Raw genomic sequence first — 25,110 nt, 5'->3', positions numbered from 1 at the left:
AGCAGAGTTCAAGCCCCATGTCCGATTCCCAACAGCCCGATCCTGTCGCCGAGACGGATATCGCGATCGTTGGCATGGCCGCGCATCTGCCCGGCGCGGGCGATGTTGGGGAATTCTGGCGCAACCTGCGTGGTGGTATTGAATCGATCCGCCATCTCAGCGATGCCGAGTTGCTGGCCGCGGGCGAAAACCCCGCCCGTATGGCGCGTGCCAACTATGTGCCCGCCGCCGCTGTGCTGGATGGCTTTGAAGGCTTTGATGCCGAATTCTTCGGGTTCTCACCGAAAGAGGCCGCCATTCTTGATCCCCAGCACCGCCATTTTCTAGAGGTGGCATGGGAGGCGCTGGAAGATGCCGGCCATCCGCCCGAAGGGTTTGGGGGCCGCATCGGGGTTTGGGCCGGCTGCGGAATGGGCAGCTATTTCTATTTCAACATCTGTTCCAACCGCGATCTGGTGGATCAGACGGGCATGTTCCTGTTGCGCCACACCGGCAATGACAAGGATTTTCTGGCCACGCGGGTCAGCCATATCTTTGATCTCAAGGGTCCGTCGATCAACGTGCAGACCGCCTGCTCGACCTCTTTGGTGGCGGTGCATTACGCGGCGCAGGCCCTGCTGAACGGCGAATGCGACATGGCCTTGGCCGGGGGGGTGACCATCGAATTGCCCCATGCCCGCGGCTATCTGTTCGAAGAGGGTGAAATCCTGTCGCCCGATGGCCATTGCCACGCCTTTGATCACCGCGCCCAAGGCACGGTCTTTGGCAGCGGTGCGGGCTGTGTGGTTTTGCGCCGGGCCAGCGATGCGATCCGCGACGGCGACCATATCTGGGCGATCATCAAGGGCACGGCCGTCAATAACGACGGGGCCGCCAAGGCGGGCTATCTGGCGCCTTCGGTTGATGGCCAGGCCGCCTGTGTGGCCGAGGCGCAGGCAATCGCGGGCGTCACCGGCGATCAGGTGTCTTATGTCGAATGTCACGGCACAGGCACTTATCTGGGTGACCCGATCGAAGTGGCGGCGCTGACGGCGGCGTTCCGCGAAACCGGGCAGGGGGTGGGGCATTGCCGGATTGGCAGCGTCAAAACCAACATCGGCCATCTGGATACGGCCGCTGGGGTGGCCAGCCTGATCAAGGTGGCCTTGGCGCTTAAGCATCAAGAACTGCCACCCTCGCTGGGGTTTGACGCGCCGAACCCGTCGATTGACTTTGAAACCTCGCCCTTTCGGGTGAATGACCGGCTGACCGATTGGGTCAGCCCGGGCCCTCGACTTGCCGGGGTGAACAGCCTGGGCGTCGGGGGCACGAATGCCCATGCCGTTCTGGCCGAGGCCCCGATCCGGGGGGCATCGGACCCCTCGGATTGGCCGTTTCAGCCGATTGTGCTTTCGGCCAGATCGAAAACGGCGCTGGATGCGCAGGCCGCCAAACTGGCTGCACATTTGCGCGCACATCCCGAACAGCCCTTGGCTGATGTTGCCTGGACGTTGAAGCATGGCCGCCGCGCCTTTGAAAAACGCCGGGTGCTGGTGGCCGAAACCCATGCCGAGGCCGCCGACTTGCTGGAAGGGTCGGATCCGCGCCGTGTCTTTACCCATGACTGGCTGGGCGATGACCCCGAGGTGGTGTTCATGTTCCCCGGTGGCGGGGCGCAATATGCGGGCATGGCGCGCGATCTGTATGAAACAGAGCCGGTCTTTGCCGACTGGATGGACCGTGGCCTTGCCGTGCTGGAACCCAAGCTGGATTACGATCTTCGCGCATTGTGGCTGCCCAAGCCGGGGGCCGAGGCTGCGGCGAATGCGGTGCTGAAAAAGCCGTCGGTGCAATTGCCGCTGATCATGATCACCGAATATGCCTTGGCGCAATTGTTCCTCAGTTGGGGGGTGCGGCCCGCCGCGCTTGTGGGGCATTCGATGGGCGAAAACACCGCGGCCGCTTTGGCCGGGGTGATCAGCTTTGAAGATTGCATTGGCCTTGTGCATCTGCGCGGCCAGTTGTTTGATACCGTGCCGCCGGGGGGCATGTTGTCGGTGCCGCTGTCACAGGCGGATTTGCAGCCCTATCTGGGCGCGGATCATGACATGGCCTCGGTCAATGCGCCGGGGCTGTGTGTCGTGTCTGGCCCTGATACTGCGTTGCAAACCCTGGCGGCGGCCTTGGCGGCTGACGGGGTGGAAACGCAGCGCATCGCCATCGACATCGCCGCCCATTCCCGCATGCTAGAGCCTGTCTTGGCCCGGTTCGGCGATTATCTGCGGTCGATCCCGCTGCATCCGCCCCGTCTGCCGATTATCTCGAACTGCAACGGTCAGGAACTGACGGCCCAGCAGGCCACCAGCCCTGATTACTGGGTGCAGCATCTGCGCAATACGGTGAACTTCCGCGCCTGTCTGGAAACGCTGGCATCGGTGCCGGGGCGGGTGTTTGTCGAAATGGGGCCGGGGCGGGCCTTGTCGTCCTTGGCGCAGGCCAATGGCGTCGCCTCGGGTCAGGTGATTGCAGCCTTGCGTCACCCTGATCAGGCCGTGGCAGATGACGCGTGGCACATGGCTACGATCGCCCGCCTGTGGGCCTGTGGCGTGCCGGTGGACTGGACGCCGATCTGGGGCGAGGCGCGGCGCAACAGGGTGCCGCTGCCAACCTACGCCTTTCAGAAAAAGCCGTATTTCATCGCGCCCTCCAAGGCCACAACGCCAGAGTCCGAGGCCCTGCCCGCCCGATTGGACGACCTGGCCGATTGGGGCTGGGTGCCGCATTGGCGCCCTGCCTCGGTCGCGCTGGAGATTGACGATCTGGCCGATCTGCCAGTGCAGACATGGCTGGTGTTCATCGATACCGAAGGTCTGGGGGCGGCGGCTGTGGCGCGGTTGCGCGCGGCAGGGCATACGGTCATGACCGTGCGGGCAGGCGATACCTTTGCCCGTGATGGCGAGGGTGGCTATGTTCTGGCACCCGAGCGCGGTCGCGAAGGCTATGATCTGCTGATCCGCGATCTGGTGGCGCGGGGGCAGGTGCCGACGCGCATCTTGCATCTTTGGTTGGTGACGCGTGCTGCGGCGTTCCGGCCTGGGTCCAGCTTTCTGCACCGCAATATCGAGCAGGGCTTTTACGCCCTTATGTTCCTGGCGCAGGCGATGGCGGAGGAAAACCTGCCAAAGCCCATTCAGATCACCGTTGCCACAACAGGTGCCGCACAGGTCAAGGACGAGCGGCTGGCTGATCCTGAAAAGGCCATGGTGCTGGGGCCCGCGCGTGTGATTGGACGCGAGTTGCCGGGTGTTGCGGTGCGCACGCTGGATCTGGTGTTGCCGCCCAAGCCTGCGGATCTGGCGGCGCAACTGCTGGAGGAAGCCCTTGGTGACGGCGAAGCGGTTGCCGCCTTGCGGGGCGAGCGGCGCTATGAACTGGGGCTGAAGCCTGCCAAGCTGCCCGAGGCCCGGCTTGACCTGCCGCAGGGGGCGCATGTGTTGATCACTGGCGGGTTCGGGGGCATTGGCCTGACCATTGCCGAAGACCTGATCCGCCGCCATGCCGTGCAGATCACCCTGATCGCCCGCCGCCCGCTGCCCGACCGCAAGCTGTGGCCTGACGTTTTGGCGAAAGCTGGCCCCGACGACCCGCTGGCCCGTCGCATTCTGGCCGTGCAACGGCTTGAGGCTTTGGGGGGCGCTGTCTTTGTGGCGCAGGCCGATGTGGCCAATCTGGCCGAGATGGAGACCGCGGTTGCCGCAGGGCAGGGGCGCTTTGGCCCAGTGCATGCGGTGATCCATGCCGCAGGCGTGGTGGATGACGGCCCGATCCTGACCAAGACCCCGGCAGAAGTAGAAGAGGTTTTCGCCCCCAAACTGCATGGCACGCAGGTATTGGCACGCCTGTTTCCCGATGGCACGATTGCGCTGCTGGTGTTGTTTTCGTCCACCTCTACCGTGACGGGGCCTGCCGGGCAGATCGATTATGTGGCGGCAAATGCCTATCTGAACGCCTATGCCCGGCACCGGGCGGGTGGCAAGACGCGGGTGGTGGCGCTGAACTGGGGCATCTGGCAGGGCGTTGGCATGGCTGCCGAGGCCTTGGCCGATCGCACTGGCCGCCCTGACAGCCCCAAGCTGCCAATCCACCGCCCGATGCTGGACGAGGCCGGGTTCGATGGCCGCGGCAACCGTGTGTTCACGGCCCAGTACGGGCATGATCGCTGGGTGCTGGATGGCCACCGCACCAAGGATGGCACGGCGCTGATCCCCGGCACGGGCTATCTGGAAATCATGGCCGAGGCGATGGCCGAGCAGGGCGAAGGCACCGCGTTCGAGGCCCGCGACCTGACGTTTTTCCGCGCGTTGGATGTGGCCGACGGGCCGGCCTGCCCTGTGCGGGCGCGACTGGTGCGCAGTGACGAAGGCTATGGGTTCGATCTGCACTCGGGCCATGTGCAAAAGGGGCGGCTGGGGTGGCTGTTGCATGCCTCGGCCCGGTTGATGCCCCTGCGGTCCGCGGCCCCCAGGCTGGACGTTGCCGCGATTTCCGCCCGCTTGCCCGCCCCCGAAACGGGGCAGGGCATGACCAGCCCGCAAGAGGCGCATCTAAGCTTTGGCCCCCGGTGGCGGGTGTTGACCAGCCGCAGCATCGGGCACGGCGAGGGCTTGGCCAATCTGGCCTTGCCACAGGCGTTCGAGAACGAGGCTGGCGCAACGTGGCTGATCCACCCGGCCCTGATGGATCTGGCAACGGGTTGGGCCATGGGGTTGATCGAAGGCTATCAGCCCGATCACCTGTGGGTGCCAGTGTCTTATGCCCGCGTTCAGGTGTTCCGCCCGCTTCCCGCCCGCATTGTCAGCCATGTGCGCAATGCCGCACCCAATGCAGCCAAACGCAGCACGGCGGTGTTCGATGTTACCCTGGCCACGCCCGAGGGCGAGGTGTGCATCGAAATTACAGGCTTTGCCATTCACCGCCTTGAAGGCGGGCTTGGCTTTCCGCCTCCGGATGCCCGCGCGCTTGAATTCGACGATGCCGGTGCCAAGGCCCTGTCGCCCGCCGAAGACCGACTGCTGCATGCGTTCAACAATGGTATCCGCCCCGCAGAAGGGGCCGCCGCCTTTGGCCGTGCGCTTGCCTTGGGCCACAGCCAGATCATCGTATCGTCGCTGGATCTGCCGGCCCTTGTGCGCCAGACGCAAGCGGCCGCCGCAACCCAGGCAGAGGGCGCGTCGTTCGACCGCCCAGATCTGGAGTCGGATTATCTTGAACCGCGCAACGACGTCGAGCGCACCTTGGTTGGTTTCTGGCAAGAACTGCTGGGTGTGGGCAAGGTGGGGGTCGACGACAGCTTTTTTGACCTTGGTGGCCACAGCCTGATTGCGGTGCGCCTGTTTGCGATGGTCAAGAAAACCTACCGCGTCGATTTTCCGATTTCGGTGCTGTTCGAGGCCCCGACCATTGCCGCCTGTGCCAGGTTGATCACCGACCAGATAGGAGACCCGGTGGCAGGAGAGGCCCCCAAGGCCGCCACAGCGCCACAGCGCCGCTTTACCCATCTGGTGCCGATGCATCGCGGTGAGGGTGGCGCGCGCCCGCCGTTTTTCCTGGTGGCAGGCATGTTCGGCAATGTGCTGAACCTGCGCCACCTTGCCCAGCTTTTGGGCGGCGACCGCCCCTTCTTTGGCCTTCAGGCGCGCGGGCTGTATGGTGATGCCGAACCGCACAGCGATTTTGTCAGTGCGGCAACGGACTATATCGCCGAGATGCGTCAGGTGCAGCCGCACGGCCCCTATCTTTTGGGTGGGTTTTCGGGTGGCGGCCTGATCGCATGGGAAATCGCCCGGCAGCTGGAGTCGGCGGGCGAAGAGGTGCCCTTGGTGGTGCTGCTGGATACGCCCATACCGTTGCGGCCAACCTTGTCAAAGGCCGACAAGCTGATGATCCGTTTGGCCGAGTTGCGGGCCGAGGGGCCGGGCTTTCTGGCCCGCTGGTGGCGCGAAAAGCAGGCCTACAAGGCAGGACTTGCTGGCGTGGGGGCAGCAGACGGGGCACAGTTCAACAATGCAGCCATCGAAGCCGCGTTCCGCAATGCCCTGCCGCTTTATGACATGCAGCCCCGCTTGGGGCCCACCGTGCTGTATCGTCCGCCGCTGGATCTGCGGTGGCAGGTGACGGGCGGGCGTTGGGTCAGCGCGGCGCGGGAATTCGTTTTTGCCGATAATGATCTGACGCAATTTGCCCCTGCCTTGCAGGTGGTCGAGGTGCCCGGCGATCATGACAGCATGGTGCTTGAGCCGAATGTGCGGGTGCTGGCCACCCGGATGAAAGCCGCCATAGAGGCGGCAGAAGGCACGGCGCACCCGTTGCCCGCGGCAGCAGAGTAGCGCCATGCCAAAGGTTCTGACCGTGATCCTGAACTGGCGCACCCCTGACATGACCTTGCGGTCGGTTCAGGCGGCGCTGACGGCCATGCAGGGGATCGATGGCGCGATCACGGTGGTGGATAATGACTCGCAGGATGGGTCGTTTGAACAGATGGCGGCGGTTGTTCATGCGCGGGGATGGGATCGGGCCACCACGCCGGTGCAGGTGGTGCAGGCCGGCTGGAACGGCGGTTTCGGGGCGGGCAACAACGTGGGCATCCGGGCGGGTCTGCCAGGGGGCGCGCGGCCCGATTTCGTCTATATCCTGAATTCTGATGCCTTTCCGGCACCCGATGCCATTCGCTGTCTGCTGGATCATTTGCTGGCGCATCCGGCCACGGGCTTTGCCGGCAGCCATATCCACGGCCCCGAAGGCGATGCGCACCACACCGCCTTTCGCTTTCCCTCGGTTGCCGGAGAGTTTGAGCAAGCCGCAAGGTTTGGCCCGGTTTCGCGCCTGTTGCGGCGCTTTGTCGTGGCCCCACCGCTGCCTTTGGCGACCACGCAAGTGGATTGGTTGGCCGGGGCCAGTCTGATGATGCGGCAGGACGTGCTTGATCAGATCGGCCTGTTTGACGAGACCTATTTTCTGTATTTTGAGGAAACCGACCTGTGCCTGCGCGCGGCGCGGGCTGGCTGGCCGACGGATTATGTGGTGGAAAGCCGCGTGGCCCATATCGGCAGCGTCAGCACGGGCATGAAGGAATGGCAGCGGATTCCGGGCTTTTGGCTGGATTCACGGCACTATTACTACGTCAAGAACCATGGCACCCTGAAGGCGGCGATGGCAACCTTGGCGCATCTGGCAGGGGGGCTGATCTGGCGGCTGCGGGCCTTGGTGCAGCGGCGCGATGTGATTGACCCCCCGCATTACCTGACTGATCTGGCCAGCCATGCGGCCCGTGTGCTGCTGCGGCCCATTCGGCCCCGTCCCACTGATGGGCAGGGCATTTCCCCATCGGGGAAGGAGCATCTGACATGACCCGGCTTTCTGCAATTTTGATCGGCAATGAATCTCTGACCCAGCAATGTGGCGCGGCATGGCTTGCGCGGGGGCATGCGCTGGACGCTGTTGTCACCCGGCAGGCCGAGGTGCGGGCCTGGGCCGAGGCCGCGGGGATCAGGGTAGAGGCACCGGGAAAAGGCCTGGCCGCGCGTCTGGCGGGTGTGTCGGTCGATTGGGTCTTGTCGGTGGCCAACCTGTCACTGGTGCCCGACACGGTTCTGGCCCTGGCGCGGCAGGGCGGGGTGAACTTTCACGATGGCCCCTTGCCGACCCATGCCGGCCTGAACGCCCCGGTCTGGGCCTTGCTGGCAGGCGATGCGCAGCATGGGATCACCTGGCATCTGATCACCCAAGGTGTGGACGAAGGCGATATTCTCGAGAGCCGCAGCTTTGACATCTCAGCGCAGGATACAGCGCTGACGCTGAACACGCGCTGCTATGAAGCGGCAATCGACAGCTTTCCTGCCGTGATGGCGCAATTGGAAACGGGCCTTCGGCCTGTACCGCAGGATTTCAGCCGCCGCACGGTTCATGCACGGGCCGACAGGCCAGCGGCCTTTGGGCGGATCGATTTCTCGCAATCGGCCCAAGCGGTTGCGCGTCTGGTGCGCGCCTTGGACCATGGGCGCTATTGGAACCCGCTGACCACCGCCAAGATCGAAGGCGCGGGTGGCGTGCTGAATGTCGGCACGGCAGAGCCTTGTGACGGGGCCGGAGAGGCTGGCACGGTTCTGGCCGCAACTCCCGAAGGGCTGATTGTGGCCTGTGGCATGGGGGCTGTGCGGCTGAGCCGTCTGACCTGTCAGATCAAGGGGTTGCCTGTTTGCCCCTCGACCATTGCCGACCAGCGCCTTGCCGATTTGCCCGCCGCCCGTGCGCAACAGCTTTCTGATGCGCTGACAGCCATTGCCCCGCACGACCCACGGCTGCGGCAGGCGCTTGCCCGGTTGCAGCCGGTTTCTGTTGCCGCGGCCCAGACGTCACAGCCTGACTGGATGGTGCTGCCGCTGACCCTGCCCGATGATGACCTTGGCCTTGCCGCAATGGCGATGGCGCGCATCACGGGGCAGCCTGTGACGGGCTTTGCGCTTGCGGCCAAGGCCAGCTTGCCGGGCTATACCAGTGGGTGGTTGCCGCTTTCGGTTGAAACCGGCACCTCTCGCGGGGCGGCTGCAGCGGCCTTTGACCGCGTGGCGGACATGGCCCGCGATGTGGCTGGTTGGCCGCTGGATCTGATGACACGCGACACCGCCTTGTCGGCCCTGCCGATGCCGCAGGTTGGCCTTTCACTGGCGGGGCCGGTTGCGGGCACGGCGATCACCCTTGGCCCAAAGGCCCTGCATGTTGATCTGGCGCGCCTGTCACGGGCCGAGGCCGAGGCCCTGGCCCGCCGCCTTGGCCATGTGGCTGCTGCCATCGCGGGCCTTGATGCGGATCACCCCCTGACCCGCGCCCCGGCCCTGCACCCGGATGAGATGCAGACAGTGCTGCATGCCCACAACCAGACGCTGGCCCCCCGCCATGATCTGTGTGTGCATCAGGCCTTTGAGGCGCAGGTTGCCCGCACCCCCGATGCACCTGCCGTCTGCTTTGAGTCTGTCACCCTGACCTATGCGCAACTGAATGCGCGCGCCAATCGTGCGGCGCATGTGCTGATGTCGATGGGCGTGCGGCCTGGCATGTTGGTGGGCCTGCATTTGCGGCGCAGCGTCGATATGCTGGTGGGCGCGCTTGCCATTCAAAAAGCGGGCGGCGCCTATGTGCCGATGGACCCAAGCTATCCTGCCGACCGCACGGCGCTTTATGTCGAAGACAGCGGCTGCACGGTGATAGTGACGCAACGGGCGTTAGAGGGTGGGCTGCCGGGGCAGGTGCAAAAGCTGTGCCTTGACAATGATGGCCGTCTTGCCGCGGCCCCAGACACAAACCCTGACAGCGGCGTGACACCTGCTGATCTGGCCTATGTGATTTACACCAGCGGATCGACCGGGCGGCCCAAGGGCGTGATGGTGGAACATCGCAATGTGGTGAACTTTTTCACGGGCATGGATCAGCGCATTGGGCCGGCAACGGGGGCCGGCGTCTGGTTGGCGGTGACCTCGATCTCGTTTGATATTTCGGTGCTGGAACTGTTCTGGACACTGGCGCGCGGGTTCAAGGTGGTGATCTCTTCCGATGAAAACCGGGCGCTGGTGTCGTCGGGCCGGATCGCCAGTGCGCAGAAGATGGATTTCTCGATCTACTACTGGGGCAATGATGATGGGGTGGGCCCCAAGAAATACGAACTGCTGATCGAGGGCGCCAAATTCGCCGACACCCATGGCTTTGTTGCCGTCTGGACGCCCGAGCGGCATTTCCACGCCTTTGGCGGGCCCTATCCCAACCCGTCGGTCACTGGGGCGGCAGTGGCGGCAGTTACCAAGAATATCGGCGTGCGGGCCGGGTCTTGCGTGGTGCCGCTGCACCATCCGGCGCGGATTGCCGAAGAATGGGCGGTGATTGACAACCTGACCAATGGGCGGGCCGGGCTGGCCATTGCCAGTGGCTGGCAGCCCGAAGATTTCGTGTTGCGCCCTGAAAATACGCCACCTGCCAACAAGGCGGCGATGTATGCGGCGGCTGACCAGATCCGGCGGTTGTGGCGCGGCGAGGGGGTCGATTTCCCCAAGGCAGATGGGTCGATGTTCAGCGTGAAAACCCAGCCGCGCCCGGTTTCGGCCGAATTGCCGTTGTGGGTGACCACGGCAGGCAACCCCGAGACATGGCGCGAGGCGGGCGAGATGGGCGCCAATGTGCTGACCCATTTGCTGGGCCAGTCGATTGAAGAAGTGGCGGGCAAGATCAAGATCTACCGAGAGGCGCGGGCCAAGGCAGGCCATGATCCCGCGACGGGTGTAGTCAGCCTGATGTTGCATACCTTTGTGGGCCGCGACCGCGATCAGGTGCGGCGCGTGGCCGAGGGGCCGATGAAGGCCTATCTTGCGGCGGCGGTGGGGCTGGTCAAGCAATATGCCTGGGCCTTTCCGGCGTTCAAAAAACCTGCCGGGGTGGAAAACCCGATGGATATCGACCTGCGCAGCCTGACGCCCGAGGAAAATGACGCAATTCTGGATTTCGCATTCCATCGCTATTTTGAAGATTCCGGCCTGTTTGGCACCGTCGAAGATGCGCTGCGCCGGGTTGAGCAGTTGAAGCGCATCGGCGTTTCGGAAGTGGCCTGCCTGATTGATTACGGCATCGCGCCTGAACAGGTGATGGAGGGGCTATACCCCTTGTCCGAGGTGGTGCGCCGCGCGAATGCGGGTGGGGCGGTTGAGGCTGATGATTTCTCGATTGCGGCGCAATTGATCCGCCACAATGTCACGCATCTGCAATGCACCCCGTCGATGGCGCGGATGATTGCGCTGAACGAAGACTCGCGCCACGCCTTGGCCGGGGTCAAGACCATCATGCTGGGCGGCGAGGCCTTGCCGGGCGCACAGGTGGCCGATTTGCGGCAGGCCACCGATGCGCGGATCTTGAACATGTATGGCCCGACTGAAACCACCATCTGGTCAAGCGTGGAAGAGGTGGGCGCGCCCGAGGCCACAACGAACATCGGCACGCCGCTTGCCAATCAGCAGATGTATGTGCTGGACGAAGCCCTGGCCCCCGTGCCACCCGGACAGGCGGGCGAGTTGTGGATTGGCGGCGACGGCGTGACGCGCGGCTATTGGCAACGGCCTGATCTGACCGAAGATCGCTTCAGGCCCGATCCTTTTGTGACGGCAGACCGTGCTTGCCCATGGGGGGCGCGGATGTATCGGACGGGCGATCTGGTGCGCGCGCGCGTCGATGGCAAGATCGATTTTCTGGGACGCGCGGATCATCAGGTCAAGATCCGCGGCTATCGCATCGAGTTGGGAGAGATCGAGGCGGTGCTGGAGGCGCAACCCGGTGTTACCCAAGCGGTTGTTCTGGCGCGCGAAGACAGCCCCGGCGATCTGCGGCTGGTGGCCTATCTGACCGGTTCCGCGCAAGAGGCCGCCTTGCGCGCGGCGCTTGCCGGGGTTTTGCCCGACCATATGATCCCTGCGCATTTTGTGCCGCTGTCGGCCTTTCCGCTGACACCGAACCGCAAGGTTGACCGCAAGGCTCTGCCCGCGCCCGGTGTGGGGGCTGTGGCCCCGGTGGCCTTTGTTGCGCCCGAGTCTGATATCGAAGCCCAGCTGGCCGCCATCTGGCAGCGCGTGCTGGGGGTGCCGAAGGTGGGGGCCAAGGATAACTTTTTTGCCCTTGGCGGCCATTCGTTGCTGGCGGTGCAGGCCCATCGGGAAATTCGCGACCAACTGGGCGCGGCCAAGCTGTCGATTACCGATATCTTCCGTTTTCCGGTGTTGCAGGCCTTGGCCCGCCATCTGGACGACAGGCCAAAAGCGGCCCAATCAGCGGCGCCGATGGCTGCGCAACCGGCACAGGCCTCGGGTATTCATACACAGGCTGGGGCCCGGACCGATGCCATGGCCCGCAGGCGCGCGATGCGGGCGGCGCGCAGTGGTGCAGATGCCTGAGCCTGATCTGCTGCGGGCCTTGCGCGCCATGGCCCCGCCCGCGGCGGGCTGTGGCTGGGCCGATCCGCGGCACGATCACGGGCTGTTGGGGGGCGAAAGCCTGCCCGGTGCCGTGCCGCGGCGCTTGCGCGAGTTTTCGGCGGGGCGCGCGGCGGCGCGGGCGGCGTTGGCCCAGATCGGCCTTGCCCCCGTTGCCATTCCGCATGGCGCAGATCGCGCCCCGGTTTGGCCGCGCGGGGTGATCGGGTCAATCAGCCACAGCGCCACGCAATGCCTTGCCGTGGCCCTGCCCCTTGGGGTCGTCCGTGGTATTGGCATTGATCTTGAGGAAGACACACCCCTTGCGCCCGATCTGTGGCCCTTGGTTCTGGATGCGGTTGAACGCGGCACCCAGGTGCAGGCGCAGCAGGCCAAGCAGGTGTTTTCGGCCAAAGAGGCAGCCTACAAGGCGCAGTATCCGTTGACCAAGACCATGTTGGACTTCCACGATCTGCGGATCACACTGGGCGACGGAACCTTTCAGGCGCAGCTGCAAAGGGCCGTGGCGCCCCTGGCGGCGGGTGATCGACTGCATGGCCGCATCAGCCGGTCGCAGGGCCATATCCTGACGCTTGCCCTGCTGTAACGCCGCCAGCCCCCGTATTGGCCAGAAATTTTCGGGACATTCGCAAATCACCTGCTACATTTGCGCGCAGGGAGCCTGTTGTCACAACGGGAAGCGGAGGAAAAATGAACAAACTTGTTGCTATTCTATGCGTCGTCAGCTGGACGGGTTTTTGGGCCTTTGGCTATTTGGCGCTGTCGGCTGAAACCTATCAGCATGGTCAGATCATGGTCGCGGCGGTCTTGGCGGCTGTCGGGTTCTTGACCGGGGTTTTTGCCTATATCCGTCTGTGCAACGACAAGCCGATGAATTATCGGCGGGTTGAACAGGGCTAAGCGGCCTGCCCCCTTGTTCATTGCCATGGCCCGGCTTACCTCTGGGGCATGAGACATTTGATCCCCTTTCTGCCGAAACCCGCAATCGTGCCTGTGATCCGCCTGCAAGGTGCGATTGGAACAGGTAGCCGCAGCTTGTCTGATCAGGCCTTGGCCCCCCTGATCGAAAGGGCCTTTGCCAAGGGCAAACCTGCGGCGGTGGCCTTTGTCATCAACTCGCCGGGCGGGTCGCCCGTGCAATCCAGCCTGATTGCCAGCCGTATCCGGCGGCTGGCGGATGAGAAAAAGGTGCCTGTCCACGCCTTTGTCGAAGATGTGGCGGCATCTGGCGGCTATTGGCTGGCCTGTGCGGCCGATGACATCTGGGTTGATGCGTCATCGCTGGTCGGGTCGATCGGGGTGATCTATGCCAGCTTTGGCTTTCATCAGCTGATGGACAAACAAGGGGTCGAGCGTCGGGTGCATACGGCCGGCAAGTCAAAAAGCTTTGCTGACCCGTTCAAACCCGAACGCCCCGAGGATGTAGAGCGCATCCATGCCATGCTGGCGCCCCTGCATCAGAATTTCATCCGCCATGTGCAAAGCAGCCGTGGCAACCGGCTTAAGCCAGAGGCTGACCTTTTCAATGCCGATATCTGGGTGGGGCAGGGTGCGGTGGATATGGGGTTGGTCGATGGGTTGGCCCATGTAAAGCCCAAGCTGAAAGAGATGTATGGCGAAAAGGTGCGGCTGGTGCCTTATGGCCAGAAACGCAGCCTGTTTCAGCGCTTTGGTCTGGCGATGACAGATACAATGATGGCGTCGGTCGAAGAGCGGGCTTTGTGGGCGCGCTACGGGTTATAGGATGCTGTTCAAGATCATCATGATCTTTCTGCTGGCGATGGTTCTGGTGGGAATGATCGGCAAGGCCCTGTTTCCTGATGCCCTGTCGCGCCGTCTGCGCAAAGGCAAGGACCGTGCCCCTGTTTGTCGGCGCTGCGGGCGCTATGTCGTGGGCAAGCGGTGTGATTGCGACAAAAAGGGCTGACAGAATGACTGCATTGGTGACTGGCGCGGGCAAACGGCTGGGGCGGGCGATGGCGCTGTATCTGGCGCAGCGCGGCCATGACGTGGCGGTGCATTATGCCAGTTCGGGCGACGAGGCCGAGGCGGTCGCGGATGAAATCAGGGCCATGGGGCGCGAGGCTGTGACGCTGCAAGCCGACCTGCTGGATGAGGCGCAGATCGCAAACCTTGTGCCGCGCGCGGTCGAAGCCTTGGGGCCGTTGACCGTGCTGATCAACAATGCCTCGATCTTTGAATATGATCGCATTCAGACTGCGACGCGCGAAAGCTGGGACCGGCATATGATGTCAAACCTGCGTGCGCCTTATGTCTTGACGCAGGCCTTTGCCCAACAATGCCCCAAGGCCCTGACGGATGAGAGGGGCGAGCCGCTGGCACAGGGCCTGATCATCAATATGCTGGATCAACGTATCCACAAACTGACCCCCGAGTTCAGCACCTATACGATTGCCAAGATGGGCCTTTGGGCGCTGACGCGCACGGCGGCGCAAGGGCTGGCCCCAGATATTCGGGTGAATGGCATCGGCCCCGGCCCCACCTTGCGGGGCGGGCGTCAGTCAGAAACGCACTTTGCCCGGCAGCGCGCGGCCACTGTTTTGGGGCGTGGTGCCAACACCGCCGATATCGTGGCGGCCCTTGGGTTCTTCCTCGACTCGCCGGCGGTGACAGGGCAGATGATTGCCGTCGATGGGGGCCAACATCTGGCCTGGGAAACGCCGGATGTCTTGGGTGTTGAATAAGGGCACCTGACCTTGCGTCAAAGTTGTCCACTTTTGGATAGGTCTTCACGGGCCTGTTACAAAAAGCCCTTTTTTCTCAACGATTTGTAGGCCGTTCATTTTTCTTTTGTTTGTTTTCAGCGGCTTACATATTTGCCTAAAAAATAGGCAATGCGGAGAAAGGGGCCAAATTCCACAGAAATCCGGCGATCTCGAAAGTTTTTCCGCAGAGTTATCCACAGAAACCGTGGACTTCTTCCCTCTTGCCCTTGGTCGGCTATCATTGCAGCCAGGCGCAGAATCGAACAATCACATATTCATCTTTTTGCCGGGGGCCGGATGACTGACGACCAGAGCCAAGAGGACCAGACGGCCACCGGGCACGAGGTGATTCAGGGCTATCTGAAAACGCTTGACGGATCGCCCGGTGTGTATCGGATGCTGAACGCCAAGGGCGAAGTGCTGTATGTGGGCAAGGCGCGCAACCTGAAGAACCGCGTGTCGAACTATGCCCGCCCTTCGGGCCATTCGGCGCGGATCGCGCGAATGATTTTTGAAACCGCCAGCATGATGTTTCTGACCACCCGCACCGAGGTAGAGGCGCTGCTGCTGGAGCAGAACCTGATCAAGCAGTTGAAGCCGCGCTACAATGTCTTGATGCGGGATGACAAGAGTTTCCCCAATATCCTGATTTCAAAGTCGCACCCCTATCCGCAATTGAAAAAGCACCGGGGCAAGAAATCGGAAAAGGGCAGCTATTATGGCCCCTTTGCCAGTGCGGGCGCGGTGAACCGCACGCTGAACCAGTTGCAAAAGGTGTTCTTGCTGCGCAATTGCAGCGACAGCATGTTTGAAAGCCGCACCCGGCCCTGTCTGCAATATCAGATCAAACGCTGCGCCGCGCCCTGTGTCGGCAAGGTCAGCGCCGAAGGTTATGCCGGCTTGGTCGCCGATGCCGAGCGGTTCTTGCAAGGCAAATCCACCGCTGTGCAGGCGGAACTGGCCACAGAAATGGCCCGCGCCAGCCAAGAGATGGAATTTGAACGCGCCGCAGCCCTGCGTGACCGCATTCGTGCGCTGACCAATGTGCAACAAACCCAAGGCATCAACCCGCGTGGCGTGGCCGAGGCGGATGTGATCGGGCTGTTTGTCGAGGGGGGGCAGGCCTGCGTGCAGGTGTTCTTCATCCGCGCCAACCAAAGCTGGGGCAACCGTGATTTCTATCCGCGCACCGGATCGGGCGCGGATGAGGCCGAGATCCTGACTGCCTTCCTGACCCAGTTTTACGATGACAAAGACCCGCCGCCCCTGATCTTGCTGTCACATGCGGTGGAAGATGACGATCTGGTGACCCAAGCGCTGTCGGAACGTGCGGGCCGCAAGGTGGAACTGGCCGTGCCGCAGCGGGGCGAAAAGGCCGAGCTGGTGGAAAACGCGGTGCGCAATGCCCGTGAATCCCTGGCGCGCAAGATGGCCGAAACCAGCACCCAAAGCAAATTGCTGGCTGGTCTGGCCGATGCCTTCGATCTGGATGCCCCGCCCCGCCGCATCGAAGTATATGACAACGCCCATATCCAAGGCTCTGACCCGGTGGGGGGGATGATCGTTGCCGGGCCAGAAGGTTTCGTCAAATCGCAATACCGCAAATTCAACATCAAGGGCGCGGCTGGTGCCCTTGGCGATGACTTTGGCATGATGAAAGAGGTTCTGACCCGCAGGTTCGAGCGGCTGCTGAAAGAAGACCCTGACCGCAAGAGCGACGTCTGGCCCGATCTGTTGCTGATTGACGGCGGGGCGGGCCAGGTGTCGGCGGTGGCCGAGATCATGGAGACTTTGGGCATCGACGATGTGCCCTTTGTCGGCGTGGCCAAGGGCATCGACCGGGATGCGGGCAAGGAAGAATTCTACCGGCCCGGAGAACCCGTCTTTGCCCTGCAACGCAACGACCAGGTTCTGTATTTCATCCAGCGCCTGCGAGACGAGGCCCACCGGTGGGCCAATGGTGCCCATGTGGCGAAGCGGGCCAAGGCCGTGGGGGCCACGCCGCTGGATGAGGTGCCGGGTGTCGGCGCCACGCGCAAGCGGGCGCTGCTGGCGCATTTTGGCAGCGCCAAGGCGGTGTCGCGTGCCGGGGTGGATGATCTGAAAGCGGTCGATGGCATATCCGAGGCGATGGCCCAGACGATCCACGATTTCTTTCACCAGAAAGGCTAGGCGCGCAGCCAGCCGTCTTCAACCGTCACGCGGTCGCAGCCGGCAAAACGGGCCAGCCGTTCGGCCTGACGCATCAGCCTGTCTTGCCGCATTTTGCCCATGCGCTGCCCCGCCTCGGGCCAAAAGGCACGCATGTGCAACCGCCCTTCGGCCCGCAAAGCACGCGCATCCAGCCGCCCGATCAAACGATCGCCCTCGATCACCGGAAAGACGTAATAGCCGTATTGGCGCTTGGGTTCGGGCACGAAAACCTCGATCCGATAGGCAAAGCCGAACAGCCGCTCGACACGCGCCCGATCACGCAGGGCCGGATCAAAGGGCGACAGAATCCGCAGCCGCTGTGCAACATCGGGCCTGGCTTGTGTCAGCGTCGCTGGCCGGGTCAGGGCTGGCCGGGCGCTGCCATCGGCCTGCTCGACCGCTATCCGGCACGCCTGCCCATCAGCCACGGCCTTGTGTGCCCAGGCCTGCACATCGGGCTTGTCGATCGCGTTCCAGTAGCGGGCGATCTCGCCCTCGTCGGCAAAGCCCAACCGATCAAGCGCCGAGTTGCAGGCCCAGTCAATCAGGCCCGGACGGTCTATCTGCTGGTGCAAGATGTCAGCGGGCACCACATTCTCGGTCAGGTCATAGACCTTGCGAAACCCGTCGCGCCGGGTGATCGACAACTTGCCCGTGCGCCACAGCCATTCCAGCGCGGTTTTAGACGGATGCCAATCCCACCACCCGCCTTTGCCCCGCTGTTCATCCTTGCCCACGTCAGACGAGCTGACAGGGCCGTCGCGGGCCACATGGTCAAGGATGGTGTCAAACTGCGCCTCATATCCTTCCCGAAACCAGCGGCGCCAATGGTGGCGCAACCGGTCGGCATCACGATCAAATCGGTGCCGCCAAAAGGGAAACAGCCGCATGGGGATGATGCTGGCATCATGCGTCCAATGCTCGAACAGCGCACGATCCTGTTCCAGCAGGCGTTTCAGCGTCTTGGGCTGATAGGCTTGGCAGCGCGACCACAGGATCATCTGATGCGCACGTTCAACCGTGTTGATGCTGTCAACCTGCACAAAGCCGATCTGGTCGATCAGCCGAGCCAAGGCCGGGCCGTTGGCGGGCCCTGTCGGGGCATCGGCCAAGGCGTGGGCCTGCAAAAAGATGGCCCGCGCCGCAGGGTTGGAAAGAACAGGTGTCATCGTGCCACCGAACCCCCTGACGGCGGTTGGGTCAACAGGTTTCAGGCGGCGGCCAGCCCCGCGTCGCGGAATGACACCAGTTTCTTGGCCCGCTCATCCCACAGATGCAGACGGGCGCAGGCGAGGCTTTCGCGCAGGGTCAGCACTTGTGCCTCGGCCAAGGTGGGGTAGTCGCGCAAAATCTCGGACAGCCGGTAGAACGGCACACGGCTATACAAATGGTGCACATGGTGAATACCGATATTCGCCGTCAGCCACCGCAAAGGCTGGGGCAATTTGTAATGCGAGCTGCCCATAAGTGCCGCATCATGCATCTGCCAATCGGGTTCATGGCCCCAATAGGTTTCTTCAAACTGATGCTGAACGAAGAACAGCCAGACGCCAATCGTGGCGGCAGACAGCACGGTGGGCAGATAGATAAAGACCAGAACCTGCCAGCTGCCAAAGTAATACAGCACCGACAGCAGCGCGATCAGCATCAGGTTGGTGCCCATCGACGATGCCCAATACCGCCAGCCCGATTTCATCAGCCCCAGCGGCAGGCGGTAATCCAGCAGGAAAAGATAGGCCGGGCCAAGGCCGAACATGACCACGGGGTTGCGATACAGCCGATATTTCAGACGGCCAAACCATGACCGGCTGCGATATTCCTCAACCGTCAGGGTCATCACATCGCCAATGCCGCGGCGATCCAGATTGCCCGCATGGGCATGGTGGATCGAATGGGTGCGACGCCAGACATCATACGGGGTCAGCGTCAGCACACCGGCAATCCTGCCCACCCAATCATTGGCATGGCGGCTGCGAAACAGCGATTGGTGGCCGCAATCGTGCTGGATCAGGAACACCCGCACCAACCAGACCCCGTTCAAAAGGGCAATCGGCAGGGCAAGCCAAGGGCTGATCGACATGGCGAACCACGCCAAAGCCCAAACCCCCAGAAAGGCCCCCAGTGTGATCGCCAGTTCAAACAGCGACCGGCCGACCAGTGGTTCGCGATATTTTGCGAGGATGGGCACCCACATCTTGGCGCTGGCCTTCTGGGCCTCGGCCATTTCCAGGGTCATAGAGTTCATCCGGTTGCTTTCTTTGCCTGTTGGTGTTGGCAAAGTCGGTCTTGCGCCGTTCTGCCCTGCCTGTTGATGATCTGATACGGCTTCCCATGCGTCAGGTCCAAGAGTTTTCTTGGACCTATACCTTGGAACATGCCTGTTTTGGGGGGCTGACGGCCTATAGACCGGCCTCTGCGGCAATTTCACGCGCGCTTTTGCGCGACCGTTCGGTCGCTGACTTCAATTGCCCGCAGGCTGCCATGATGTCTTCGCCGCGCGGCGTGCGGATCGGGCTGGCATAGCCTGCCTTATAGACGATATCGGCAAAGGCCTCGATCCGTTCCCAATCGCTGCGCTGATAGGGGGCGCCGGGCCATTCGTTGAACGGGATCAGGTTGATCTTGGCCGGAATGCCGGCAATCAGCTTGACCAGACGGCGCGCGTCGGCATCGCTGTCGTTCACATCCTTCAGCATCACATATTCAAAGGTGATCCGTTCGCTGTTCGACAGGCGCGGGTAATCACGCAGCGTGTTCAGCAGGGTCTGGATGTTCCATTTCTTGTTCACCGGCACCAGACGGTCGCGCACCTCATCCGTGGTGGCGTGAAAGCTGACGGCCAGCAGGCAGCCGATTTCTTCGGCGGTCTTGGCGATTTCGGGCACGATACCACTGGTCGAAAGGGTGATGCGGCGGCGCGAGATCGTCAGACCCTCGCCATCCATCACAACCTTCATGGCATCGCGCACGTTGTCAAAGTTATACAGCGGTTCGCCCATGCCCATCAGCACAACATTGCTGACAAGGCGTGTTTCATCCTTGGGCGTGCCCGGCACCGGCCATTCCCCCAGATCATCGCGCGCCAGCATCACCTGCCCCACGATTTCCCCGGCGGTCAGGTTGCGCACCAGCTTTTGTGTGCCTGTGTGGCAGAACGAACAGGTCAGCGTGCAGCCCACCTGGCTGGAGATACACAGGGTGCCGCGGCTTTCCTCGGGGATATAGACGGTTTCCACCTCATGCCCGCCGGCGATGCGGACAAGATATTTGCGGGTGCCATCGGCGCTGATCTGGCGGCTGACCACTTCGGGCACGGCAATTTCAAAATGCTCGGCCAGCAGGGCGCGGTAATCCTTGGCCAGATTGGTCATCTGCGCGAAATCGCGGATGCCAAAGTGATAGACCCATTGCCAGATCTGCCCCAGCCGCATCTTGGCCTGCCGTTCTGGTGTGCCGGCTGCAATCAAGGCGTCGCGCAACTGATCGCGCGTCAGGCCGACGATGTTTGTCTTGCCGCCCTCGGGCAGCTTGCGCGGCAGGGTCAGCACGTCCTGGGTAATGGGGGCCGAGGCGGTCATGGGCATGTCCGATGGATGAAGATGCAATGCATATAGGGGATTCGCGCGCAAAACGGAACCGCCCAATGAAAAACGCCCCAGAACACCTGGGGCGTCTTCGTCAATCATGGGCGCTTACTTGCAGCGCGCCTCGGCCTCTTCCATGGCGGCGGTAAAGCCACGCAGGCTGAAGGTATCCTTGGTCTGCGTGCCGCGGCCAGATTGCGCGGTCAGAATGGCGGTCGAGCCGCGCTTCATCGCAGCCAGCAGTTCGGAATCTGCGGCTGCACTGCCCGGCCAGGCCCATTCGCCATCGGTGAACAGATCATAATCCTTGCCATCAATGTTCAGCTTGACGGTGGACCCATTGGCAAAAGGATAGCCGCCGGTAAACGAAATCTCACCATTCGCGCCGGCACCCGGACGGAAAGTGACAAAGAGCAGAATGTCGCCCCGGCGCACGGAAACGGGCTGGCCATTGCGGCTGTTGACCGTTTCTTTCGGCTTTGACACGCCCCAGCACTCTTTGGGGCTGTCTTCGATAAACACGCTCCAGTCGGTTTTGGTCGCCACGCGATTGGTGGATTCCTGGGCAATTGCGGCGCTTGCGCCAAGGGTCAGGGCAGCCGCACAGGCGACGCGCACAAGGAAGGAAGTCATCTCGTTCACAGCCTCCAAGCTGTTCAGTGCCTCTGCCCACCTGCCGCCGATCTGAATTCGGCCTTTTCAACTGGCATGGGGGCGCTAATCTCGATATTTCACCCTTAGCCTAAAAAGGCCATTCGGCGAAAGCCCCATGCGCAATAAATCGCGCATGTGTGAAAGCATAATACGGGGAATCTGATGGGAAATCCGCAAGCAATGGTCGAGCTTTGGCGTGGTGGCCAACCCGAAAGCCTGCATGCAGGGCATGCGGTGATCTGGGGGCCGGGGGGCGTGCTGCGCTCTTGGGGCGATCCGGATCAGGTGATCTTTCCACGGTCATCGTGCAAAATGATTCAGGCCTTGCCCTTGGTCGACTCTGGTGCTGCCGACCGTGTGGGTTTGACCGACCGCCATCTGGCGCTGTCTTGTGCCAGTCATCAGGGGGCGGGGCTGCACGTTGGCATGACCTCTCGCTGGCTGGCGGATCTGGGTCTGGCCGAGGCAGATCTGCGCTGTGGATCGCACGAGCCCTATGACCGCGACGAGCGTGACCGCCTGATCCGGGCCGATGAACAGCCCTGCCAGTTGCACAACAATTGTTCGGGCAAGCACTGTGGGTTTCTGACGGCAACCCAGGATATGAAGGCCGGCCCCGAATATGTCGAGATTGACCACCCCTTGCAGCAGGCCATTCGGCAGGCGACCGAAGAGGTGACGGGCGAGGCTGTGGCCGGTTATGGCATTGATGGCTGCTCGGCCCCCAATTTCGCGCTGTCGGTTGGCGGTCTGGCCCGGGCCATGCAGGCCTTTGCCGCTGCGCGCGATACGGGGTCTGCCCGTCAGCGGGCCATGCACCGGCTGACCCGCGCCATGGCCCAGCATCCCGAACTGGTGGCGGGCGAGGGGCGCGCCTGCACGGAACTGATGCGCGCGATGGATCACAAGGTCACCATCAAGACCGGGGCCGAGGCGGTGTTCGTGGCCATAGTGCCCGAGCACCAAATCGGTGTCGCGCTGAAGATCACCGATGGTGCCACACGCGCATCCGAAGCGGCGATCACGGCCATTCTGGTGCATCTTGGCGTGCTGTCGGCCGCCCATCCCATGGCCCAAAAGCGCCTGCCCGCCGTGCAGCGCAATCGGCGGGGGATCGAGACTGGGGAATTGCGGCTTGCCGATGGCTTTCTGTGAAGCCGGCCCCTGCCGGTTAAGACAGGGGCCGTCATTCACGAGCGTGCGAACCCGATAAAGGCTTGGGTGGGGGCAGTTACGCCTCTACCGGGCCAGCACACGCTACGTCTGGTTGATATGACCTTGATTCGTGGCGCCATTGCGGCCCCGCCGCGCCAGATTGATGGCGATTGCCGAAGGGGTTGATTTGCGCGCCGACCGGCGTAATCTGACCCTATGACGGTTCAGACACCGACCCCTATTCCCCTTTCCGACCGGCTGCCTGAACAGGTCAGCTTTGATCGGCATGAATTGGGAAAAATCCTGAATCTTTACGGCAAGATGGTCGCCATGGGTGAATGGCGTGACTACGGCATTGCCGCTCTGCGTGATGTCGCCGTGTTTGCGGTGTTCAAGCGCACGGCAGAAAACCCGCTGTATCGCATTGAAAAGCGCCCCAAACTGCGGGCCAAGCAGGGCATCTATGCCGTCGTGGGCATGGATGGGCAGATCTTGCGGCGCGGGCATGATCTGGAACAGGTGCTGCGGGTGCTGGAGCGTAAGTTGATCCGCCCCGTGGGGGATTGAACGGCAGCTATAGCCGCCGCCGTGCCTTTACCGCTGTGCCATCATGCTGCAAGATGCGGTTGATGCAGGCGTCGATGCCTTCATACGCGACGGACATGCTGTGACCATTGGCATGGATCAGACGTGTGCCATCGACAACCATCGCAACATGGCCCTTCCAGAACAGCAGATCGCCGCGTTGCAAAGGCTCTGCTTCGGGCAGGTCGCGGCCAAGGGCCTGTTGCAGATCGCTGTCGCCGGGGCAGGGCAGCCCGCAGGCCTGCAACGCTGCCTGCACAAGGCCCGAACAATCAATGCCCGCATGGCTGTTGCCGCCCCACAGATAGGGCGTTCCCAGAAAGGCCTCGGCCACGGTCACCGGATCGGGGGCCCAGTCTCCGATCTGGCGCAGATGCACCAAGGGCACATAGCCTGCATCGGTTTGGGCAAAGGCCCCGTCCGTGCCGGTTAAAACCAGCCTTGCCCCCATGGTCAGCGCGGCGGTTTCAGGGGCCTGCACCTTTGGCCCGGTGTAAAGGTGACTGGCCGGGGCCGCCACCCAATGCGTGGGGTTGCGCGCCGGGCCAAGGGCAGACTCGGCCAGCCAGCCGCAATAGCCGTCTTTCCCGGCCTGCACAAAGGCATGGCCGTCGCGCCGGTCGATCACCGTCAGCGCCTCGCCCATCAGCAGTTGCCGGTCACGCGCGCCACCGGGGGCCGCCAGCAGATCGGCAAGGGGCTGGGCCAAACTGGCTGGCTCGCCTTGGGTAAAGGCGTCGGCAGCGATTTTGCCGCGCAGCGAAAGCAGTGCCACACGGCCGGAAAACGGGGTCAGCCGGCGATCCATCTAAAGGCCCAGAATCTGCGGCAAGGCATGCAGCACGGCCCGCGCCCCCTGACCGGCCCCCCCCTTGGGCCGGGCGGGCAAGTAGCTGGGAACATGGCCGTAAATATCGAAATGCGCATACCGCGTTCCGCTGACAAACCGGCGCAGGAACAGCGCCGCGGTGATCGACCCGGCAAAGCCGCCCGACGGTGCATTGTCCAGATCGGCGATCCCCGGCTCGATCATTGGCTCATACGGTTCCCAAAAGGGCAGGCGCCAGACGGGGTCGAACCCGGCCAAGGCCCCTGCCTCAAGGGCGGCAACGATTTCGGCATCGTCGCTGTAATAGGGCGCAAGATCGGGCCCGACCGCCACCCGTGCCGCCCCCGTCAGTGTGGCCATCGAGATCAAGGCATCGGGCGATTCCTCGCAGGCATAGGCCAGTGCATCGGCCAGAACCAAACGGCCTTCGGCATCGGTGTTGTTCACCTCAACCGTCAGCCCCTTGCGGCTGGTCAGGATGTCACGCGGGCGCATGGCGGCCCCGGAAATGCTGTTCTCGACCGCAGGAATCAGCACCCGCAGCCGCAGTGGCAGGTTCAGCCGCATGATCATATGGGCCAGACCCAACACAGTCGCCGCGCCGCCCATATCCTTTTTCATCAGCAGCATGCCCGAGGCTGGCTTGATATCCAGCCCGCCGGTATCAAAGCATACGCCCTTACCCACCAGCGTCACTTGCGGGCCTTCGTCGCCCCAACGCATGTCCAGCAGGCGCGGTGCGCGCGCCGCTGCACGGCCAACGGCGTGGATCATGGGAAAGTTCTGTGCCAACAGATCGTCGCCGATAATCGCTTCGGCCGTTGCGCCAAAGGCCTTTGCCAGATCGAACAGGGCGGCCTGCACTTCATCGGGGCCCATGTCGCTGGCCGGGGTGTTGATCAGGTCGCGGGTCAGATACTCACCCTCGGCCATCGCAAGGATGGTGTCGGCCTCGACCCCGTCAGGCAGTTTCAACTGCGCAAGTTTTGCAGGGGCTTTGCCGGGGCGATAGCGATCAAACCGATAGCTGGCCAACAGCCACCCCAAGGCAGCCTCGGCCTTGTCATGGGCCCCCAAATCGCCCACCAGATGCCAATCGCCCACGGGCAGCGCCGCCACGGCCTTTGACAGGCCAAACCGGGTGCGGGCGCGACTGGCCGGGGTGCCCAGCCCCAGAACCGCGCCAGCCACCCCCTGTGCCCCCGGCAACAGCCGCAAATCGCCCAAGCCCGCCTCAAAGCCCGTGCTTTGCAACCATCCGGCCCAGGCCTGACCCGCGTCATGCAGCCAGGCCGAAACCTCATGCGGATGCAAAACAAACAAGGGAAGCGACGCCGAATCGGCAGGCGCAAAGGTGGGCAGGCGGGACATGCGGGGCCTCTTGG

17 protein-coding genes are annotated in these 25,110 nt (G+C 63.0%); 11 read left to right on the top strand and 6 right to left on the bottom strand.

The annotated features are described in order from the left end of the window. The first annotated feature begins 17 nt into the window (after positions 1-17). From V3C85_RS16440 to uvrC, 9 genes are all read left to right on the top strand, one after another. Complete coding sequence (locus V3C85_RS16440) at positions 18-6,365, top strand: type I polyketide synthase (RefSeq protein WP_331796458.1); 6,348 nt, start codon at positions 18-20, stop codon at positions 6,363-6,365. Between the two features lie 4 nt (positions 6,366-6,369). Further along, positions 6,370-7,386, top strand: a complete 1,017-nt coding sequence (locus V3C85_RS16435) for a glycosyltransferase family 2 protein (RefSeq protein ID WP_331796457.1) — start codon at positions 6,370-6,372, stop codon at positions 7,384-7,386. Next, entirely contained in the window at positions 7,383-11,960 is a 4,578-nt protein-coding gene (locus tag V3C85_RS16430; RefSeq protein ID WP_331796456.1) for a MupA/Atu3671 family FMN-dependent luciferase-like monooxygenase, read from the top strand. Before V3C85_RS16435 ends, V3C85_RS16430 begins: the two co-directional genes overlap by 4 nt. Beyond that, positions 11,953-12,585, top strand: a complete 633-nt coding sequence (locus tag V3C85_RS16425; protein ID WP_331796455.1) for a 4'-phosphopantetheinyl transferase family protein — start codon at positions 11,953-11,955, stop codon at positions 12,583-12,585. The genes V3C85_RS16430 and V3C85_RS16425 overlap by 8 nt, the downstream gene beginning before the upstream one ends. Before the next feature lie 104 nt (positions 12,586-12,689). Next, a complete protein-coding gene (locus V3C85_RS16420; protein WP_331796454.1) occupies positions 12,690-12,899 on the top strand; it encodes a hypothetical protein in 210 nt (69 codons plus the stop codon). 48 nt (positions 12,900-12,947) lie between these two features. Then, on the top strand, positions 12,948-13,742 hold the full coding sequence (locus V3C85_RS16415; RefSeq protein ID WP_331796453.1) for a S49 family peptidase: 795 nt from the start codon (positions 12,948-12,950) through the stop codon (positions 13,740-13,742). 1 nt (position 13,743) lies between these two features. After that, positions 13,744-13,926 (top strand): hypothetical protein, encoded by a 183-nt coding sequence (locus tag V3C85_RS16410; protein ID WP_331796452.1) that lies wholly within the window; start codon positions 13,744-13,746, stop codon positions 13,924-13,926. A gap of 4 nt (positions 13,927-13,930) precedes the next feature. Then, complete coding sequence (locus V3C85_RS16405; protein WP_331796451.1) at positions 13,931-14,704, top strand: SDR family oxidoreductase; 774 nt, start codon at positions 13,931-13,933, stop codon at positions 14,702-14,704. Positions 14,705-15,022: 318 nt separating this feature from the next. Continuing rightward, the gene (gene uvrC / locus V3C85_RS16400) at positions 15,023-16,897 is read left to right on the top strand and encodes an excinuclease ABC subunit UvrC (RefSeq protein ID WP_331796450.1); all 1,875 of its coding nucleotides are present in this window, start codon (positions 15,023-15,025) and stop codon (positions 16,895-16,897) included. On the opposite strand, the gene V3C85_RS16395 is transcribed toward uvrC, so the two are convergent. The 4 genes from V3C85_RS16395 to V3C85_RS16380 all read right to left on the bottom strand — a co-directional run bounded on the left by V3C85_RS16395 (position 16,894) and on the right by V3C85_RS16380 (position 21,135). After that, positions 16,894-18,087 (bottom strand): winged helix-turn-helix domain-containing protein, encoded by a 1,194-nt coding sequence (locus tag V3C85_RS16395; protein WP_331796449.1) that lies wholly within the window; start codon positions 18,085-18,087, stop codon positions 16,894-16,896. The genes uvrC and V3C85_RS16395 overlap by 4 nt on opposite strands. Before the next feature lie 41 nt (positions 18,088-18,128). Next, complete coding sequence (locus tag V3C85_RS16390; RefSeq protein ID WP_445942032.1) at positions 18,129-19,163, bottom strand: fatty acid desaturase; 1,035 nt, start codon at positions 19,161-19,163, stop codon at positions 18,129-18,131. A gap of 154 nt (positions 19,164-19,317) precedes the next feature. Further along, entirely contained in the window at positions 19,318-20,496 is a 1,179-nt protein-coding gene (gene rlmN / locus V3C85_RS16385) for a 23S rRNA (adenine(2503)-C(2))-methyltransferase RlmN (protein WP_331796818.1), read from the bottom strand. 114 nt (positions 20,497-20,610) lie between these two features. Continuing rightward, on the bottom strand, positions 20,611-21,135 hold the full coding sequence (locus tag V3C85_RS16380) for an invasion associated locus B family protein (protein WP_331796448.1): 525 nt from the start codon (positions 21,133-21,135) through the stop codon (positions 20,611-20,613). A 183-nt stretch (positions 21,136-21,318) separates the two neighbouring features. Between V3C85_RS16380 and V3C85_RS16375 the strand changes: the two genes are divergently transcribed. Beyond that, a complete protein-coding gene (locus V3C85_RS16375; RefSeq protein WP_331796447.1) occupies positions 21,319-22,311 on the top strand; it encodes an asparaginase in 993 nt (330 codons plus the stop codon). A gap of 216 nt (positions 22,312-22,527) precedes the next feature. Next, positions 22,528-22,878, top strand: coding sequence for a DUF2794 domain-containing protein (locus V3C85_RS16370; protein ID WP_331796446.1), 351 nt, complete (start codon positions 22,528-22,530; stop codon positions 22,876-22,878). A 7-nt stretch (positions 22,879-22,885) separates the two neighbouring features. Here V3C85_RS16370 and V3C85_RS16365 read toward each other — a convergent pair whose 3' ends face one another. Together V3C85_RS16365 and V3C85_RS16360 are read right to left on the bottom strand one after the other, a co-directional pair. Next, positions 22,886-23,704, bottom strand: a complete 819-nt coding sequence (locus tag V3C85_RS16365) for a C40 family peptidase (protein ID WP_331796445.1) — start codon at positions 23,702-23,704, stop codon at positions 22,886-22,888. Then, positions 23,705-25,096 (bottom strand): leucyl aminopeptidase family protein, encoded by a 1,392-nt coding sequence (locus tag V3C85_RS16360; RefSeq protein WP_445942031.1) that lies wholly within the window; start codon positions 25,094-25,096, stop codon positions 23,705-23,707. Positions 25,097-25,110: the final 14 nt, after the last annotated feature.

The sequence above is a fragment of the Pseudotabrizicola sp. L79 genome (assembly GCF_036553525.1).
Lineage (GTDB): Bacteria > Pseudomonadota > Alphaproteobacteria > Rhodobacterales > Rhodobacteraceae > Pseudotabrizicola.
This window is presented reverse-complemented; position numbering and strand designations above follow the sequence as displayed.